Source organism: Mycolicibacterium fluoranthenivorans (genome assembly GCF_011758805.1).
Classification (GTDB): Bacteria; Actinomycetota; Actinomycetes; order Mycobacteriales; family Mycobacteriaceae; genus Mycobacterium; species Mycobacterium fluoranthenivorans.
Genome location: NZ_JAANOW010000001.1, coordinates 1,805,402 through 1,820,441 on the forward strand (window position 1 = coordinate 1,805,402; position 15,040 = coordinate 1,820,441).

The 15,040-nt window shown below is 68.8% G+C and carries 16 protein-coding genes; 4 read left to right on the forward strand and 12 right to left on the reverse strand.

Features of this window, described 5'->3' with window-relative positions; translation table 11 throughout:
* Positions 1-151: 151 nt before the first annotated feature.
* Positions 152-1,099 carry a diacylglycerol/lipid kinase family protein gene (locus tag FHU31_RS08880; protein ID WP_167157537.1) on the reverse strand — a complete coding sequence of 316 codons (948 nt, stop codon included), beginning with the start codon at positions 1,097-1,099 and terminating at the stop codon, positions 152-154.
* Between the two features lie 114 nt (positions 1,100-1,213).
* A complete protein-coding gene (locus FHU31_RS08885) occupies positions 1,214-2,101 on the reverse strand; it encodes a LysR substrate-binding domain-containing protein (RefSeq protein WP_167157539.1) in 888 nt (295 codons plus the stop codon).
* Positions 2,102-2,178: 77 nt separating this feature from the next.
* Between FHU31_RS08885 and FHU31_RS08890 the strand changes: the two genes are divergently transcribed.
* The 4 genes from FHU31_RS08890 to FHU31_RS08905 are packed head-to-tail and all read left to right on the forward strand — an operon-like array spanning position 2,179 to position 5,583.
* Positions 2,179-3,390 carry an acetyl-CoA C-acetyltransferase gene (locus FHU31_RS08890; RefSeq protein ID WP_167157541.1) on the forward strand — a complete coding sequence of 404 codons (1,212 nt, stop codon included), beginning with the start codon at positions 2,179-2,181 and terminating at the stop codon, positions 3,388-3,390.
* The gene (pcaD, locus tag FHU31_RS08895) at positions 3,387-4,139 is read left to right on the forward strand and encodes a 3-oxoadipate enol-lactonase (protein WP_167157543.1); all 753 of its coding nucleotides are present in this window, start codon (positions 3,387-3,389) and stop codon (positions 4,137-4,139) included. The genes FHU31_RS08890 and pcaD overlap by 4 nt, the downstream gene beginning before the upstream one ends.
* Positions 4,136-4,912: a CoA transferase subunit A gene (locus FHU31_RS08900; protein WP_167157545.1), complete on the forward strand. Its 777-nt coding sequence runs from the start codon at positions 4,136-4,138 to the stop codon at positions 4,910-4,912. The genes pcaD and FHU31_RS08900 overlap by 4 nt, the downstream gene beginning before the upstream one ends.
* Positions 4,909-5,583, forward strand: coding sequence for a CoA transferase subunit B (locus FHU31_RS08905; protein ID WP_167157547.1), 675 nt, complete (start codon positions 4,909-4,911; stop codon positions 5,581-5,583). The genes FHU31_RS08900 and FHU31_RS08905 overlap by 4 nt, the downstream gene beginning before the upstream one ends.
* Positions 5,584-5,606: 23 nt before the next feature.
* Here the strand turns inward: FHU31_RS08905 and FHU31_RS08910 are convergent, their stop codons facing one another.
* The 10 genes from FHU31_RS08910 to pcaH all read right to left on the reverse strand — a co-directional run bounded on the left by FHU31_RS08910 (position 5,607) and on the right by pcaH (position 15,034).
* The gene (locus FHU31_RS08910) at positions 5,607-6,122 is read right to left on the reverse strand and encodes a M15 family metallopeptidase (protein ID WP_167157549.1); all 516 of its coding nucleotides are present in this window, start codon (positions 6,120-6,122) and stop codon (positions 5,607-5,609) included.
* Positions 6,123-6,132: 10 nt separating this feature from the next.
* Positions 6,133-6,534, reverse strand: a complete 402-nt coding sequence (locus FHU31_RS08915) for a YchJ family protein (RefSeq protein WP_167157551.1) — start codon at positions 6,532-6,534, stop codon at positions 6,133-6,135.
* Positions 6,521-7,438 carry a LysR family transcriptional regulator gene (locus FHU31_RS08920; RefSeq protein WP_167157553.1) on the reverse strand — a complete coding sequence of 306 codons (918 nt, stop codon included), beginning with the start codon at positions 7,436-7,438 and terminating at the stop codon, positions 6,521-6,523. The genes FHU31_RS08915 and FHU31_RS08920 overlap by 14 nt, the downstream gene beginning before the upstream one ends.
* A 21-nt stretch (positions 7,439-7,459) precedes the next feature.
* A complete protein-coding gene (locus FHU31_RS08925) occupies positions 7,460-9,769 on the reverse strand; it encodes a CaiB/BaiF CoA-transferase family protein (protein ID WP_167157555.1) in 2,310 nt (769 codons plus the stop codon).
* A gap of 4 nt (positions 9,770-9,773) precedes the next feature.
* Entirely contained in the window at positions 9,774-11,009 is a 1,236-nt protein-coding gene (locus FHU31_RS08930; RefSeq protein WP_167157558.1) for an acyl-CoA dehydrogenase family protein, read from the reverse strand.
* Position 11,010: 1 nt separating this feature from the next.
* On the reverse strand, positions 11,011-12,063 hold the full coding sequence (locus FHU31_RS08935) for an acyl-CoA dehydrogenase family protein (RefSeq protein WP_167157560.1): 1,053 nt from the start codon (positions 12,061-12,063) through the stop codon (positions 11,011-11,013).
* Positions 12,064-12,139: 76 nt separating this feature from the next.
* On the reverse strand, positions 12,140-12,514 hold the full coding sequence (pcaC, locus tag FHU31_RS08940) for a 4-carboxymuconolactone decarboxylase (RefSeq protein ID WP_263987917.1): 375 nt from the start codon (positions 12,512-12,514) through the stop codon (positions 12,140-12,142).
* Positions 12,511-13,707, reverse strand: a complete 1,197-nt coding sequence (locus FHU31_RS08945) for a lyase family protein (RefSeq protein WP_167157562.1) — start codon at positions 13,705-13,707, stop codon at positions 12,511-12,513. Before FHU31_RS08945 ends, pcaC begins: the two co-directional genes overlap by 4 nt.
* Positions 13,704-14,252, reverse strand: a complete 549-nt coding sequence (gene pcaG / locus FHU31_RS08950) for a protocatechuate 3,4-dioxygenase subunit alpha (protein ID WP_167157564.1) — start codon at positions 14,250-14,252, stop codon at positions 13,704-13,706. The genes FHU31_RS08945 and pcaG overlap by 4 nt, the downstream gene beginning before the upstream one ends.
* Positions 14,249-15,034 carry a protocatechuate 3,4-dioxygenase subunit beta gene (gene pcaH / locus FHU31_RS08955; RefSeq protein WP_167157566.1) on the reverse strand — a complete coding sequence of 262 codons (786 nt, stop codon included), beginning with the start codon at positions 15,032-15,034 and terminating at the stop codon, positions 14,249-14,251. Before pcaH ends, pcaG begins: the two co-directional genes overlap by 4 nt.
* Positions 15,035-15,040: the final 6 nt, after the last annotated feature.

Below are 15,040 nucleotides of genomic sequence, written 5' to 3' on the forward strand. Positions count from 1 at the left end.
ATGCTTTCACAGGCTGAACAGATGTCAATAGCGGCGCGTTAACTCGTGGGCAATGTCACTACCCGACCGGGTTACCTGACCGCTTACCCGTTTGTACTACACTCAACTCACTTGCGCTCAAAAATTTTTGAGGCGTTCCTAAATCCGCTGGTCAGGACTTTTTCGCCGCGGGTGCCACGACGGCCAGAGCGTCCGGGACCGACGTGAACGTCATGGTTTCCCGCTTTCCGATGTAATCACCGTCAATTTGGCAGTCGACGGGTGTGGCGCTGGTCACCCGCAGCCAGGGCAGGTCGTCCTCGCGGATGAGATGGCGAGCCTTGATGTCCGGTTTGGCCGAGATCATCCGTCGCACCAGCCCGAGGTTGGCCCACACGTTCATGCTCGTGGTCGCGAAGACGCCGAGCCCGGTATCGAAGGTCGTGGTGGGGTTCGTCCAGACCGGACGGGTGTTGGCGTAGGTCCACGGGCTGGAGTTGGACACGAAGACGAAATGGACGCCCGGTACGGGATCGCGGTCCGGGAGCTCGAGGGTCAGGGTGGGTTCCTTGCGGGCGTTGGCGAGCACTTCCCGGATCGCCACGCGGATGTAGCGCCCTGCGGTGACCTTGCGGCCCTTCTCACGCTGCGCCTCCACCGCGGCGACGACGGCTCCGTCCACGCCCATCCCCGCGGTGAACACGCCCCACCGCTCGCCGCAGTGCATGAGGCCGATACGGCGCCATGCGGCACCGTTGCGGTGCGCGCTGAGCAGGTCCACGAGCTGGTTGGTCGCCTCGATCGGGTCCGGGCTGATACCCAATGAGCGGGCGAACACATTCGCCGAACCGCCGGGCACGATGCCGACCGCGGGCGTCTTGGGTGCCGGGTTCTCCAGGATGCCGTTGACCACCTCGTTCACCGTGCCGTCACCACCGTGCACGATCACCACGTCGATGCCCGCCGCGGTGGCCTCCCGGCCGATCTCGATGGCGTGCCCGCGGTGGTTGGTGTGCACCACGCTGAGCTCGGTGCGGCTCTCCAGGGCGTGTGCCAGCAGATCACGTCCCGCGGCGGTGGTCGACGTAGCGTTCGGGTTCACGATCAGCACGGCACGCACGGGGTATCAGCCTAACCTGGAACGGCCGTACTCCGCCGCGGCCACGGCAACGCCAGGTAGCCGGCGCATGACCATCGGGTGTTGTGTTGGCGCACAGATGATCTCGTGAGCCGGCTACAGGTCGGACTGCTCGTGGAGTACCCGTAACACATTCTCGATCAGCGGGGACCGGTCGCCGCCCAGGTGGGCGGCGACCAGATCCACGCCCAGGCTCTCCGGTACCAGCGGGAGGTAGCGCACCCCGGCGATGTCGAGCGCCGCGGTCGGTGCGGGAACGATCGCCACGCCCAGTCCCGCGGCCACCAAGGTGACCAGAGTCGAGGTCTCCATCACCTCGTGCCGGACCCGAGGGACGAATCCGGCCTCGGCGCACACCGCGGACAGCACGCTGCTCATCACCGAGCGCCCCTGGCTCGCGTGGGCGATGAAATCCGCCTCGCGCAGGTCCTCGACGGCCAAGGTGTCGCGGACGGTCAGCGGGTGTTCGGCGGGCAATGCCACCAGGAGTCGGTCCCGCCGGATCGTCTCGGTGACAATGCCGTCCTGCTGCACCGGAGGGCGCAGCAAGGCCAGGTCGATATCGCCGGCCGCCAGTGCCGCCAGTTGTGCGGGGGCGAGCATCTCGCCGCGCACGCTGACCTCCACGCCGGGCAGTGACTCGCCCAGCGCACGCACCAGCCTGGGCAGCAGAGAGTAGGTGGCCGAGCCGACGCAGCCGATGGCGAGCTGGCCCTCGGTCCCGCCGGAGATCCGGCGGGCCTGCGCGCCGGCGTCGTCCACGGCGTCGAGGATCCGGATGACGCGGGCGTGGTAGGCCCGGCCGGCGGGAGTGAGCTCGACGCTGCGCGTGGTGCGGGTCAGCAGGGCGACGCCGAGCTCGGTCTCGAGCTGGCGAATCTGCTGGGACAGGGGTGGCTGCGCGATGTGCAGGCTTTCTGCGGCACGGCCGAAATGCAGGTGTTCGGCGACGGCGCGGAAGTAGCGCAGGTGACGAAGCTCCACAATTGAGACTCTATACCTATCAATAGTGCTTATCTAAGTACTTCAGAATATGGCGCTGGGGTCCTAACGTCGGATGCATGGACGTCGTGATCTGCAACCCGCTCCGCACGCCGGTCGGCAGGATGGGCGGTGCGCTCGCGGCCCTGACCGCCGCAGACCTGGCCACGGCCACCCTGCGCGAGCTGAGCCGGCGCACCGGTCTGGGTGAGGGCGATATCGACGACGTCATCCTGGGCAACGGGTACGCCAGCGGCGAGGCGCCGGCGATCGGGCGGATCGCGGCGCTCGACGCGGGTCTGGGCACCGGGGTGCCCGGCCTGCAGATCGACCGTCGTTGCGGCTCCGGACTGCAGGCGGTGCTCTACGCCGCCGGTCAGGTGGCGACCGGCGCGGGCCGCGTCATCGTCGCCGGCGGTGCCGAATCGATGTCCAATGTCGAGCATTACGCGCTCGGCCTGCGCACCGGTGTCCGGCAGGGCGGCATCACGCTGGCCGACCGGTTGGACCGGGCCCGGGAAACCGCCGGCGGGGCAACGCATCCGATCGCGGGCGGAATGATCGAGACGGCCGAGAACCTGCGCCGCGAATACGGGATCGGCCGTGCGGAACAGGATGAACTCGCCGTGCGCTCGCATCAGCGCGCCGTCACCGCTCACGAATCCGGGCTGTTCGCAGACGAACTCGTGCCGATCACGGTCCCCGGCCGGCGTGGCACGCCGGACACCGTGATCGACCGGGACGAGCATCCGCGCGCCGACCTCACCGTCGAGAAGCTCGCCGCCCTGCGGCCGATCCGCGGTAAGTCCGACGCCGCGGCCACCGTCACCGCGGGCAATGCTTCGGGGCAGAACGACGGCGCGGCGATGTGTGTGGTGACCACCCGTGCGGAGGCCGAAAAGCGGGGCCTGACACCGCTGTTGGCGCTGCGGTCCTGGGCGGTCACCGGGTGCGCCCCCGAGGCCATGGGGATCGGACCGGTCACCGCCACCGCTGCGGCGCTGGACCGGGCCGGGCTCACCCTCGACGAGATCGATCTGATCGAACTCAACGAGGCCTTCGCCGCCCAGGTGCTCGCGGTCTTGGCGGAATGGAAGGTCGACGCCCTCGATGAGCGGCTGAACCCCAACGGGTCCGGCATCTCGCTGGGCCATCCGATCGGTGCCACCGGCGCACGGATCCTGGCCACGGCCGCCTACGAAGCGCGCCGCCGCGACGCCCGCTACGTGTTGGAGACCATGTGCATCGGCGGCGGACAGGGCCTCGCAGCGGTTTTCGAGGCGGTCAAGTGAGCGCCGTCGAGGTGTACGCCGTCGTGACCGGGTCCGGCCCGGCCGTAGTGTTGTCCAACTCCCTGGGTTCCGACCACCGGATGTGGGACGCCCAGGTGGCCGAGCTTGAGAAGCACTTCACCGTGGTGCGTTACGACACCCGTGGCCACGGCGCCTCCCCGGTGCCCACCGGCCCCTACTCGATCGACGATCTCACCGATGACCTGGTCGCCCTGCTGGACCGTCTCGACATCGAGCGAGCCCATGTGGTGGGCCTGTCACTCGGCGGGATGACCGCCATGCGACTGGCGGCCCGCAACCCCGAACGCGTCGACCGGATGGTCCTGCTGTGCACCGGGGCTCACCTGCCGCCCGCGCAGGGCTGGATCGACCGGGCCGCCACCGTCCGGGCCGGTGGCAGTGTCGCGGTCGCCGAGGCGGTGGTCGCGCGCTGGTTCAGTCCCGGTTACTCGGGCGACCGCACGTACTGGCAGCAGATGGTGGCCGCCACGGATGCCGAAGGGTACGCGGCATGCTGTGAGGCCATCGCGACACTCGATATACGCGAACAACTTCAGGGCATCGCCGCGCCGACGCTCGCCATCGCCGGCAGCGACGATCCCGCCACCCCGCCCGCCGTACTCGCCTCGATCGCCGACGCCGTACCGGGTGCCCGGCTGTTCGTCGTCGAGCAGGCCGCGCATCTGGCCAACGCCGAACAGCCCGCCATCATCACCTCCGCCATCATCGATCACCTGGAGCAGTCATGACCCTCAACAAGGTCGTCGGTTCGGCCGCCGAGGCGGTCGCCGATATCCCGAACGGCGCGAGCCTGGCCGTCGGTGGATTCGGATTGGCCGGAATCCCTTGGTTTCTCATCAGTGCGTTGCTTGAGCAGGGTGCCGGCGATCTCACCATCGTCAGCAACAACTGCGGTGTGGACGGGGCCGGCCTGGGCCTGCTGCTCGAGGCCCGCCGGATCAGCCGGGTGGTCGCGTCGTACGTCGGCGAGAACAAGGAATTCGCGCGGCAGTACCTGGCCGGTGAGCTGACGGTGGAACTCACCCCGCAGGGCACGCTGGCCGAGCGGCTGCGGGCCGGCGGCAGCGGAATCGGAGCGTTCTTCACCCCGACCGGTGTGGGCACGCTGGTGGCCGAAGGGGGTCTGCCGTGGCGCTATCGCAGCGACGGTTCGGTCGCGCTCGCGTCACCGGCCAAGGAGGTACGCACCTTCGGCGACAAGGAGATGGTGCTGGAGGAGTCCATCGTCACCGACTATGCGTTGGTGCGAGCGGCAGTTGTCGACAAGGCGGGCAACTGCAAGTTCCATGCCGCCGCCAGGAATTTCAACCCACCCGCGGCCATGGCGGGACGGATCACCGTGGTCGAGGCCGAGCAGGTCGTCGAGGTCGGGGCCTTGCATCCTGACGAGATCCACCTGCCGGGCATCTTCGTGAAGCGGATCGTCGAGTTGACCCCGGAGCAGGCCGCCCACAAGGACATCGAGAAGCGCACCATCCGAGCCCGAGGAGCCGACCAGTGAGCTGGACCCGCGATGAGATGGCAGCTCGTGCCGCTCGTGAACTGCGCGATGGTGACTACGTCAACCTCGGTATCGGGCTGCCCACGCTGATCCCCGACTACCTGCCGGCAGGCTCGGATGTCACGCTGCACGCCGAGAACGGCATCCTCGGTGTCGGGCCGTTCCCCTATGACGATGAGGTCGATCCCGACCTGATCAATGCGGGCAAGCAGACCGTGTCGGTGGTGCCGGGGGCGTCGTTCTTCGACTCCGCCACCAGTTTCGCGATGATCCGCGGGGGCCACGTCGACGTCGCCGTCCTGGGTGGCATGCAGGTCGCCGCAAACGGCGACCTGGCCAACTGGATGGTGCCCGGATCGATGGTCAAGGGGATGGGCGGTGCGATGGATCTGGTCAGCGGGGCCGGCCGGGTCATCGTGCTGATGGACCACGTCGCCAAATCCGGTGCGGCCAAGTTGGTGTCAGCCTGCGACCTGCCGCTCACCGGCAAGGGTGTAGTCAGTCAGGTCATCACCGATCTCGGCGTGTTCGATGTGACCGGTGACGGATTCGCGGTCGTCGAGCTGGCCCCCGGTGTCACCCTCGAGGACGTTGTTGCCAAGACGGGTGCGCCCGTCCTTCACGCCGAGTGGCCACTTATGACGCGCAAACCTGCGGAAAGCGTGCACTAACTGGCCACTGGGCGCCCCCAACATCAGCCCGCGGCGTCGGGCAGCAGCGCCGGGCAGTTCCCGTACGGGTCGGCGGTCAGTTCGAAATGCCACAGTTCGTTGGCGTACGTCCGGCACAGCCCGAATCGGGCACCGTTGGTGATCAGCCATTGGTCGGCACCTGTCCCGCCGACGTCGACCGCGGCACCGAAGACGTGCTTGGAGTGCTCCGGGGTCTGCACGTACTGACGGGCCGCCGCCAGGCTGCCGTACGTGGCCACCGCGTCGTCGAGGAGGCGCTGCTGGAATTCGGGGGAGCGCCAGCCGGAGGTGATGGTCATGGTGACGCCGTCGGCTGCCGCCGCGGTCGTGGCATTCTGGATGGCGGTGAGCAGCGCCGGATCAAGCCGGCCGATCGCCGGATTCTGCACGTCGAACGCGGTGAGCACCTGGTCATCGGTCAGCGAGCCGTCCGCGGTATCGGCCTGGGCCACGGGCGCCGCCAGCAAACCGATCACCAGGGCACCCACCGCCAGCCCGATCACCTTCGTCGTCCGCATGTCCGCCAGCCTACGTTCGCTCTCCTGGGAAGATGCCGTCGACATAGCGCCACGCGCCGTCACGACCACGACGGAACCGGCTGCGCTCGTGCAGGATCTGCCGCCGACCGTGGGCAACGTACTGGGCGCGGAATTCGACGATTCCGGTCGCGTCAGCCGGCCCGCCGGCTTCGGTGTCCACGATCTGCAGCCGGCGCCAGGCCATGGTGTCGTCCAATTCCAGCCCAGCGGGCCGGGTGGCCGGATCCCAGCTGGCCAGCAGGTACTCGACCGCGCCGAGGGCGAAAGCGCTGAAACGCGAACGCATCAGCGCTTCGGCGGTGGCAGCGGACCGCTCGCCGCGATGCAACGCGCCACAGCACTCGTCGTAATCCGTACCGGACCCGCAGGGGCAGGTGTCACGGCCGGGCACGTGCCAGCTCCAGTTCGCCGGCGAGCTGATCCACCAGTGCCTCCGCGTCCGGCTGGGCTGTCACCCATGCGAGCGCGATCTGTGCTGGGGCCCACGTGCTTTCGTCGATGGGAATGAGTTTGAACTCCGGCGGTGAGAAGATCCGGCCGATGAAGGACGCCGGTGCGTAGGTGACCACCGCGACCAGCTGGCGGTTGAACACCTGGGTGGCCATCTCAAGCTCACCGCCGAGTTGGTTGGTGGTGCGCACGATTCTGGTGATGCCGCGGGCATTGAGGCTGCGGGTGAGGCCGGCCAGCACCACCGGGTTGGGCCGGGCGAAGTCGATCACCACGTCCCGGTCGCGCAGCGCCTCGATGGTGACCAGATCGTGGGCGGCCAGCGGATCGTCGTAGCGGACCGCGATGGCGCCCGGATACCGGGCCACCACGCGGTGCTGCAGGCGCTTGTCCGAGGACGGCAGATGGATGAGTCCGATGTCCAGGTTCCCGGACACCAGCTTGGCGGTCACCTCGGCGGCCGAGCCTGGCAGGCTGAACTCTGCCGGGACGGGCAGGGCGGCAACCGTGGTCTCCAGTAGCGCAAGGAAATCCGACGGTGCGTAGGCGGTGGCGCCGATCCGCACGGGCGCGGCGGCACCGGTGATCCGTGCCGCGGCCGCGCTCAGGTCGTCGACCCGGCGCAGGATGTCGCGCGCCGGCTCGAGCAGTTGCGTGCCCAGCGGGGTGAGTCGGACCTCGTGGTAGTTGCGTTCGAACAACGGCCCGCCGAGTTCGCGTTCCAGCAGCTTGATCTGCTTGCTGAGCGGGGGAGGGGTGATCATCAGCCGGTCGGCGGCACGTTTGAAGTGCAGTTCGTCGGCGACTGCGACGAAGTATCGCAACCGGGTGATGTCGATACCCATGATCCCCGCATCGTACGAGGCTCAGGTGCCGGCGATCTCCAGCACGCCGCGCGCGAGGAGGTCGTCGATCTGCGGATCGGGTAGTCCCAACAGCTCGCGGGCGATCTCCCGGGTCTGTTCCCCCAGCAGCGGCGCCTGCCGCAGTGGCGGATCGGCGATCCGCTCGGAGTGGATCTGCACGTTCTCCAACACGAATGGCTCGGCCCCATGCGGGTGCAACTCCTCCCGGAAATCGCGGCGCGCGACGTAGTACTCCCAGTCCGGTACGTCAGCCGCGTGGAAAACCGCACCCGCGGGGACGCCCGCGGCCTGCAGCAGCTCCATGGCCTCGGCCGGAGTCCGCCGAGCCGTCCATTCGCGCAGGTCCTCGGTGCCGATCACGGTGCGCAGTGCCTCGCGGTCGGCGGCGTCGCGGACGGTCACCGCGACCCAGGCATCCGCACCGGACGCGGGGAACAGTCCCCACGGCGCGTCGGGTTCGGCACTGTCGGTGCGGGTGTGTCCACGGCGGGCCAGTACCTCGCCGGCGATCTCGGCGGCCAGATGGCTGAGCATCACCTCCGACTGCGCCACGCTGACCGCACCGCCGGTGCCGGTGCGTTCCCTGCGCAGCAGCAGGGTCAGCGCGCTCAGCGCCCCGATCCGGGCGGCGACGTGGTCGGGGTAGACGGTCACGGTGTCGCAGAATGTCTCCGGTTCACCCGGGTACACCCAGAGGTCGGTGAAGCCTGCCGCTGCCCGCACCAGCGGGCCGTAGCCCATCCGCGTGGCCCACGGCCCGGTGGGCCCGAACGCCGAACTGTCCACCACCACGATGCCGGGATTGATCGCGCTCAAGGTGGCGTGGTCCATCCCGAGGCTCGCGGCCACCCCGGGTTTGAAATTGGTCAGCACCACATCGGAGATCTCGACGAGGCGGTGCGCCAATGCACGCCCCTCGGCGCCGCGCAGATCGAGGCCGATCGACCGTTTGTTGCGGTGTCCGGCCGCATAGGTGTGGCTCACGGTGGTCAGGTTGCCGCGCAGCCCATCCGGGAACGCGGAGTTCTCGATCTTCACCACGTCGGCGCCCAGATCGCCGAACAGCCGGCCGGTATCGCTGCCCACCACGATCACGCCGAGATCGAGTACCCGCACCCCCTCCAGCGGCAGGCCCTCGTGACGACGGGGCCGGTCGGCCAGGATCGGCGCGCTGCGGGGTGCGCCGGCGGCGGTATCGGGGGCGTTGAGTGCGCTGGCCCGGTGACCGTCGATCTCGGCCACACCGACCGGGACCGGTACGCGGAGCCCGGCCTCGAGTTCCACCTCGCGGAAGAAACCACGCTGTTCGACCTGCTCGGTACGCAGCGCCTCGGGCAGCGTGAGCACCGCGGCGGTGGGCACGCCGTGGCGCTGGCCCTCGACCTCCAACTCGGCGCGGGTCCGATCGGCGCAGAACCGGCCGATCGCCGCCAGCAGGGCCGGCGAGCTCAACCGCACGCGCAGGCCGTTGAACGACGGGTCGGCGAATTCGTCGGGCCGGCCCATCCATTCGAACATGCCCTGCCACTGCCGTTTGGCCAACAGGCAGATCCGGACGTGCCCGTCCTTGCAGGCGATGATGGGGTAACGCAGTTGTTCGGCATCCCAATTGCGGCGCTGCGCGTTCAGGGCGACACCGGCCGACGCCGTCCCCGCCGTGCCGAACGGCGGGTCGAGGGTCTGCATCGCGCCTTCGAGCACCGAGAAGTCGATGAGATCCCCTGCGCCGGTGCGTAATCGGTCCAGGAACACGCTGATCGTCATGACGGCGGCCTGTGCGGCGGCGACGTGATAGGGCAGCTGGTGCGCCGGCGGGACCAGGGGCTCGCGTCCCGGGATACCCGAGCGGGACAGCTCGCTGCTCAGGGCGTGCAACACCGGGGTGGTGGCCTGCCAGCCGCTGAATCGGGTGTCCCGGCCGAAATCGCTGAGGGACAGGATCACCAGGCCCGGGTGCCGGGTGCGGATCGTGGTGACGGACAGCGCCTGCTCGGCCGCGGAACCTGGGGCGGTGTTCTCGATGAGGATGTCCGCGTCGCCGAGCAGCCGGCTCCAGTCTGCGGCGTCGACCTCCAGCGGAGTCATTCCGTGCCGATTGATCGCCGTCGTCAACGGAACCGAATCGATATGCGGACCAACAGGTCTGTCCTCGGTGACGCCCGGCAGCAGTACCGGGGTGACCTCTGCGCCGAGGTCGGCGAGCAGCCGGCCGACGGCGGTCATCGGGCCGGAGGACAGGTCCAGGATCCGGACACCGGACAGCGGCGGGTCGTAAGTCACACTGGGGCGAGCGGAGCGACGGGGATTCATACGCTCAGCTCCGCCGAGCCTCGCGGAACGGGATGTCGCGGTCCACTTCGGGCTCCTTGGGCAGTCCCAGCACCCGCTCACCGATGATGTTGCGCTGGATCTGGTCGGTGCCGCCGCCGATGGAGGTGAAGAAGGCGTTGAGCGCCAGGAAGTTGACGTCGTCGGCCTCGGCGTTGTCGGGTCCGGCCAAAAGCGCCTCGGCGCCGATGATCTCGGTCTTCAACGCGGCTTCGGAGTGCAGGATGCGCGACATCGCGAGTTTGCCCAGGGACATGATCGAGCTCGACGTACCCTGTGCGGTCGCGGCTTTGGCGCGGGCGTTGTTCAGCGCGTTCAGTTCGCGCAGCGCCAGGACCTCCGCCAGTTGCCCGCGGATCGCGGGATCGTCCAGGCGGTCGTGGTCGCGGGCCAGTTCGATCAGACTGTCGGCCCGGGACCGGTTGCGGGACGAGCGACCGGCGTCGCCCATGACCGACCGCTCATAGGCCAGCGCCGTCTGGAGCACCCGCCAGCCGTTGCCCTCGCCGCCGATCAGGTTGGCGTCGGGCACCCGCGCATCGGTGATGAACACCTCGTTGAAATGGGATTCCCCGGTGATCTGGACCAGCGGCCGCACCTCGATCCCGGGCTGGCGCATCGGGATCACGAAGAAGCTGATGCCCTTGTGTTTGGGCACATCCCAGTCGGTGCGCGCGATCAGCAGTCCGTACTCCGCTGTCGCCGCGCCCGAGGTCCACACCTTCTGGCCGTTGATCACCCAGTCGTCGCCGTCGCGCACCGCCGTGGTGCGCACCGCGGCCAGGTCCGATCCGGCGCCGGGCTCGCTGTAGAGCAGGCAGGTGCGGGATCGTTCGGTGATGAAGCCGCGTAGCAGTTGGGCTTTCAGGTCATCGCTGCCGAACGTGAGCACGGTGTTGGCCGGGATGCTGTATTTGTCCTGCCGGGCTCCCGGCGCTTTGACCGCACGGAACTCCTGCTCGATGATGACGGCCAACTCGTTGGGGTACGCGCGGCCGAACCACTGGGTGGGGTAGGTGGGCACGGCGTAGCCGGCGTCGAGCACCTTCTCCAGCCAGGCGATCTTCTCCGGTGAGCTGGACCACGGGTCAGTGGATTTGGGCAGGCCGGTCCAATGGTGGGCCAGCCATTCGCGGACCTCGGTCCGCAGGTCGTCCTGGGGCGAGCGCAGCGACGGGGAATGGTCCTGGGGCGAGCGAAGCGACGGGGAATGGTCCGACATGTCAGGCCCCCTTTGCGACCAGGTAGCGTTCTCGGAACTGCGCGGGACTGCCGAACAACGGCACGCCGGTGCGTGCCCGGCGCAGGAATCGGTGTGCCGGATGCTCCCAGGTGAAGCCGATTCCGCCGTGCATCTGGATGGCCTGCATGGCAGTGGTGTGATACACCTGCGCGCAGGTGAATGCGGCGAGTGCGATTGCCGCGTCGGCATTCTCGGTGCCGAACTGCGCGGCCGCATGCTGGGCGGCCGAGGTCGCGGATTCGACCTCCAGCAGCAGATCGGCCGCCATGTGCTTGAGCGCCTGGAAGCTGCCGATCGGCCGGCCGAACTGGATCCGGGTCTTCAGGTAGTCGACGGTGATCTCGAAGATCCGCCGCGCCCCGCCGGCCTGCTCACCGGCCAGCGCGATCACCGCCAAATCGAGGGCGCGCTGCACCGCGTCCCATCCGGCGGTGCCGAGCCTGCGAGCCGGGACCCCATCGAAGGCGAAGACGGACAGCGGCGTGGAGGGATCGAAAACCGTTGCCGCGGTGCGCTGCAGGCCCGGTGCTTCCGGCGCCACCTCGAACACGCCGAAGTCGTGGCCGATGCGCGCCACCACCAGCAGCACATCGGCGATCTGCCCATGCAACACGTAATGCGCGGTGCCGTGCAGGGTATCGCCGTCTGCCCGTACCGCCACGCCGCCGGGGGACCACGTGCCGGTCGCACCCGTGAGCGCGACGGTGCCGATCCGGCTGCCGTCGGCCAGGCCCGGCAACAGGCGGCGGCGGTCCTGCTCCGTGCCCGCCGCCTCGATGAGCGCGACCGTGAGCACGGCGCTGGCCAGGAACGGGGCGGGCAGCAAGGCCGCGCCGGTCTCCTCGGCCACCGCCTCCAACTCCTGGGCGCCCAGGCCGACCCCGCCGTATTCGGTGCCCACCAGCAGTCCGGCCACGCCCTGGGCGGCCAGTTTGTGCCACAGTGCCCGATCGAACTCACCCGGTGCCTGGCTGGAGAGCAGATCGCGCACCGCGGATCGCAGTTCGGCGCGTTCGGCCACGCTGATCGTCATCCGTCCATGCAACGCGACCGCGGGCATGGTGTACATCACGTATCGCGACACCGATACGTTTCCGATACGGAAACGCTCAGAGATCGCCGTCGTCGGTCAGCACGCGCGCAGCGATCCGGAACGCGGTGTTGGCGTCGGGGACCCCACAGTAGATCGCGGTCTGCAACAACAGTTCCTTGATCTCGTCCACGGTCAGACCGTTGCGCCGTGCCGCGCGAACGTGCATCGCCAACTCCTCGTGATGGCCGCGGGCCACCAGAGCGGTCAGCGTGATCAGTGAGCGGCTGCGTCGGTCCAGGCCGGGCCGGGTCCAGATATCACCCCAGGCGTAGCGGGTGATCAGGTCCTGGAAGTCGGCGGTGAAATCGGTGGTGGTGTCGATGGCGCGGTCGACATGCGCGTCGCCGAGCACCGCCCGCCGCACCGCCATGCCGTCGTCGTAGCCGCTCACTGTGCCTCCTTGAGATGGTTGCGGGCTCGCTGCAGCACCAGATCCACCAGCACGTCGGTGGCACCCAGATACTGCGCGGCCGGGGTCCGGCCGGTCAGGCCGGCCATGGTCTGCTGTTCGGCGTAGATACCCTGTGCTTCCCGCTGATGGGTGGTGGCCCGCGCGGTGTCGACGCGCAGCCCGGACAACAGTTCGGTGGCCTGGGACGCGGCCACCAGGGTGCGTCGGACGAGGGTCCGCAGGGTCGCCCACTCGGCATGCCAGCCACCGTCGGCGCGTTCGTCGACGCTGGCCGCGGACGCCGCGTGCAGGGTGGCGCCCAGGTGTGGGGCCGTCAGCGCTGTTCGGCGCAACAGCACGGTCAGCACCGGATTGCTCTTGTGCGGCATGGTCGATGACCCGCCGCCGGATCCTTCGGCGAGTTCGCCGGCGCGCACGCCCGCGGCGATGTCGTTGGCGATGTGCCCCCACGCATCGCAGCAGCCGACGAGCGCATCACCGGTGCGGGTGATCACCGCACGCGTGGTGTGCCACGGAAACGCCTGTGCCAGGCCCAATTTGTCTGCCCAGGCCGCCGCCAACGCGAGCGCCGCCTCCGCGGAGCCGGCCAGTTCGGTGGTCGCGGCCAGCGTTCCGGCCGCCCCGCCGGCCGAAACGGGCCGGGCGGGAAGTGCTTTGAGCGTGTCGATGGCGTCCAGAATGCCGGCCAGCCAGTTCGCGAACTTGCGCGCCGCCGTCCCGGGCAGTGCGGGCTGGGTGAGCGTACGGGTCAGCATCGGGGTGGCCCGGTGCCGTTCGGTCAGCCCGATCAGGGCGTGCACCTGCTGGTCGAGTGCACCGGCCAGCGCGGCGACGGCATCCCGCAGGCACAGCATCAGCGCGGTGTCCAGCACGTCCTGACTGGTGAGTCCGCGGTGCAGCCACCGCGCGGTAGCTGCACCGGCACGGTCCCGCAGCAGGCCGACCAGTCCCGTCACGGGGTTGCCGTCGGCTTCCGCGCCCGCCGCGATGTCGGCGATATCCGCATCGCCGGTCAGTGTGCCGAGATCGGCGGCGGCGGCCCGCGGTGCGATACCGGCGGCGACGAGGGTTGCCAGCCAGGCATTTTCGGCTGTCACCAGAGCCGTGAACAAAGACTCCTCAGCCATCGCAGTCCCGGCGCGGTGGTCGCCGGGCCAGAACAGGTCGCTCACTGGCCGGGGAAGCGCAGGAACACCGTCTCCGCCTCGCCCTGCAACCGGATATCGAAACGGAGTCCGTGCTGGTCACGCTGCGCGATCAGGGTGTCGCGGCGGCCGGCGGGCAGGCTGTCCAGCAACGCATCCGGGCCGGGATCGGGGAGGTAGGCGCGGGTGAACAGGCGGTTCAGCAGCCCGCGGCCGAACACCGTGACGGCGATGAACGGAGCCTTACCCGGATCGGTGGCGCCGGGTTCGACGGTGGTGAAGCTGAAATGCCCCTCGTCATCGGTGGATACCCGGCCCCAGCCGGTGAACGACCAGCCGTCCCGGTGCAGCGAGCCCGCGGTGTGCGGTACCTGGCCGGTCGCGTCGGCTTGCCAGATCTCCAGCATCACATCGGGTACCGGCTTTCCCGCGCCGTCGGTGACGGTGCCGTGGAACCTGATGGAGCCCGGAACACCAGGTGGCACAAGCTCATTCCCGCGTTCGAAGGGCAGGGCGTAACCGTAGAACGGTCCGATGGTCTGGCCCGGGGTCGGCGTCAGCAGCGTGCTCATCGGTGGTCCTCCTCGAAATGCGTGCGGTGCGAACCGGTCAGCACGATGTCCCAGCGGTAGCCGGTGGCCCATTCGTGGCTGGTGACGTCGTGATCGTAGGTGGCGACGAGTCGGTCACGCGCCTTTTGATCGGTGATGGACTGGTAGATCGGGTCCAACCGGAACAGCGGGTCGCCGGGAAAGTACATCTGGGTGATCATCCGCTGGGTGAAATCGGTGCCGAACAAGGAGAAGTGGATGTGGGCCGGCCGCCAGGCGTTGTGGTGGTTCTTCCACGGGTACGGGCCGGGTTTGATGGTGGTGAAGTGGTAGGTCCCGTCGTCGTCGGTGAGGCAGCGACCGACGCCGGTGAAGTTCGGATCCAGTGGCGCATGGTGCTGGTCGCGTTTGTGGATGTAGCGTCCCGCGGAGTTGGCCTGCCAGATCTCCACCAGCTGGCGGGGCACCGGACGTCCGTCGCCGTCGACGATGCGGCCCGTCACGACGATGCGCTCACCGATCGGATCACCGTTGTGCTGGATGGTCAGATCTGATTCCAGGCGGTGCACATCGCGCTCCCCGAAAACGGGTGACCACATCTCGAGCGTCTCGGGATCGGCGTGGTGCAGATCCTTGGTGGGATGGCGCAGCAGGCTGCTGCGGTAGGGCGCGTAGTCCAGTCTCGGTTGGAATTCTTCGATACCCGTTTGCAGGTAGGCGGTTTCGATGGCGGACATCTCGGCGTTGACCTCAGCCTGGCTCGCCGATGCGCTGTCGGGGTTGGTGTCGATGCGGGCGGTCATATCGTC

Excerpts from the sequence above, each read along its gene's own strand:
- FHU31_RS08890 (WP_167157541.1), top strand. The coding sequence starts at position 2,179 with ATGGACGTCGTGATCTGCAACCCGCTCCGCACGCCGGTCGGCAGGATG.
- FHU31_RS08900 (WP_167157545.1), top strand. The coding sequence starts at position 4,136 with ATGACCCTCAACAAGGTCGTCGGTTCGGCCGCCGAGGCGGTCGCCGAT.
- FHU31_RS08910 (WP_167157549.1), bottom strand. The coding sequence starts at position 6,122 with ATGCGGACGACGAAGGTGATCGGGCTGGCGGTGGGTGCCCTGGTGATC.
- FHU31_RS08920 (WP_167157553.1), bottom strand. The coding sequence starts at position 7,438 with ATGGGTATCGACATCACCCGGTTGCGATACTTCGTCGCAGTCGCCGAC.
- FHU31_RS08925 (WP_167157555.1), bottom strand. The coding sequence starts at position 9,769 with ATGAATCCCCGTCGCTCCGCTCGCCCCAGTGTGACTTACGACCCGCCG.
- FHU31_RS08930 (WP_167157558.1), bottom strand. The coding sequence starts at position 11,009 with ATGTCGGACCATTCCCCGTCGCTTCGCTCGCCCCAGGACCATTCCCCG.
- FHU31_RS08935 (WP_167157560.1), bottom strand. The coding sequence starts at position 12,063 with ATGACGATCAGCGTGGCCGAACGCGCCGAACTGCGATCCGCGGTGCGC.
- pcaG (WP_167157564.1), bottom strand. The coding sequence starts at position 14,252 with ATGAGCACGCTGCTGACGCCGACCCCGGGCCAGACCATCGGACCGTTC.
- pcaH (WP_167157566.1), bottom strand. The coding sequence starts at position 15,034 with ATGACCGCCCGCATCGACACCAACCCCGACAGCGCATCGGCGAGCCAG.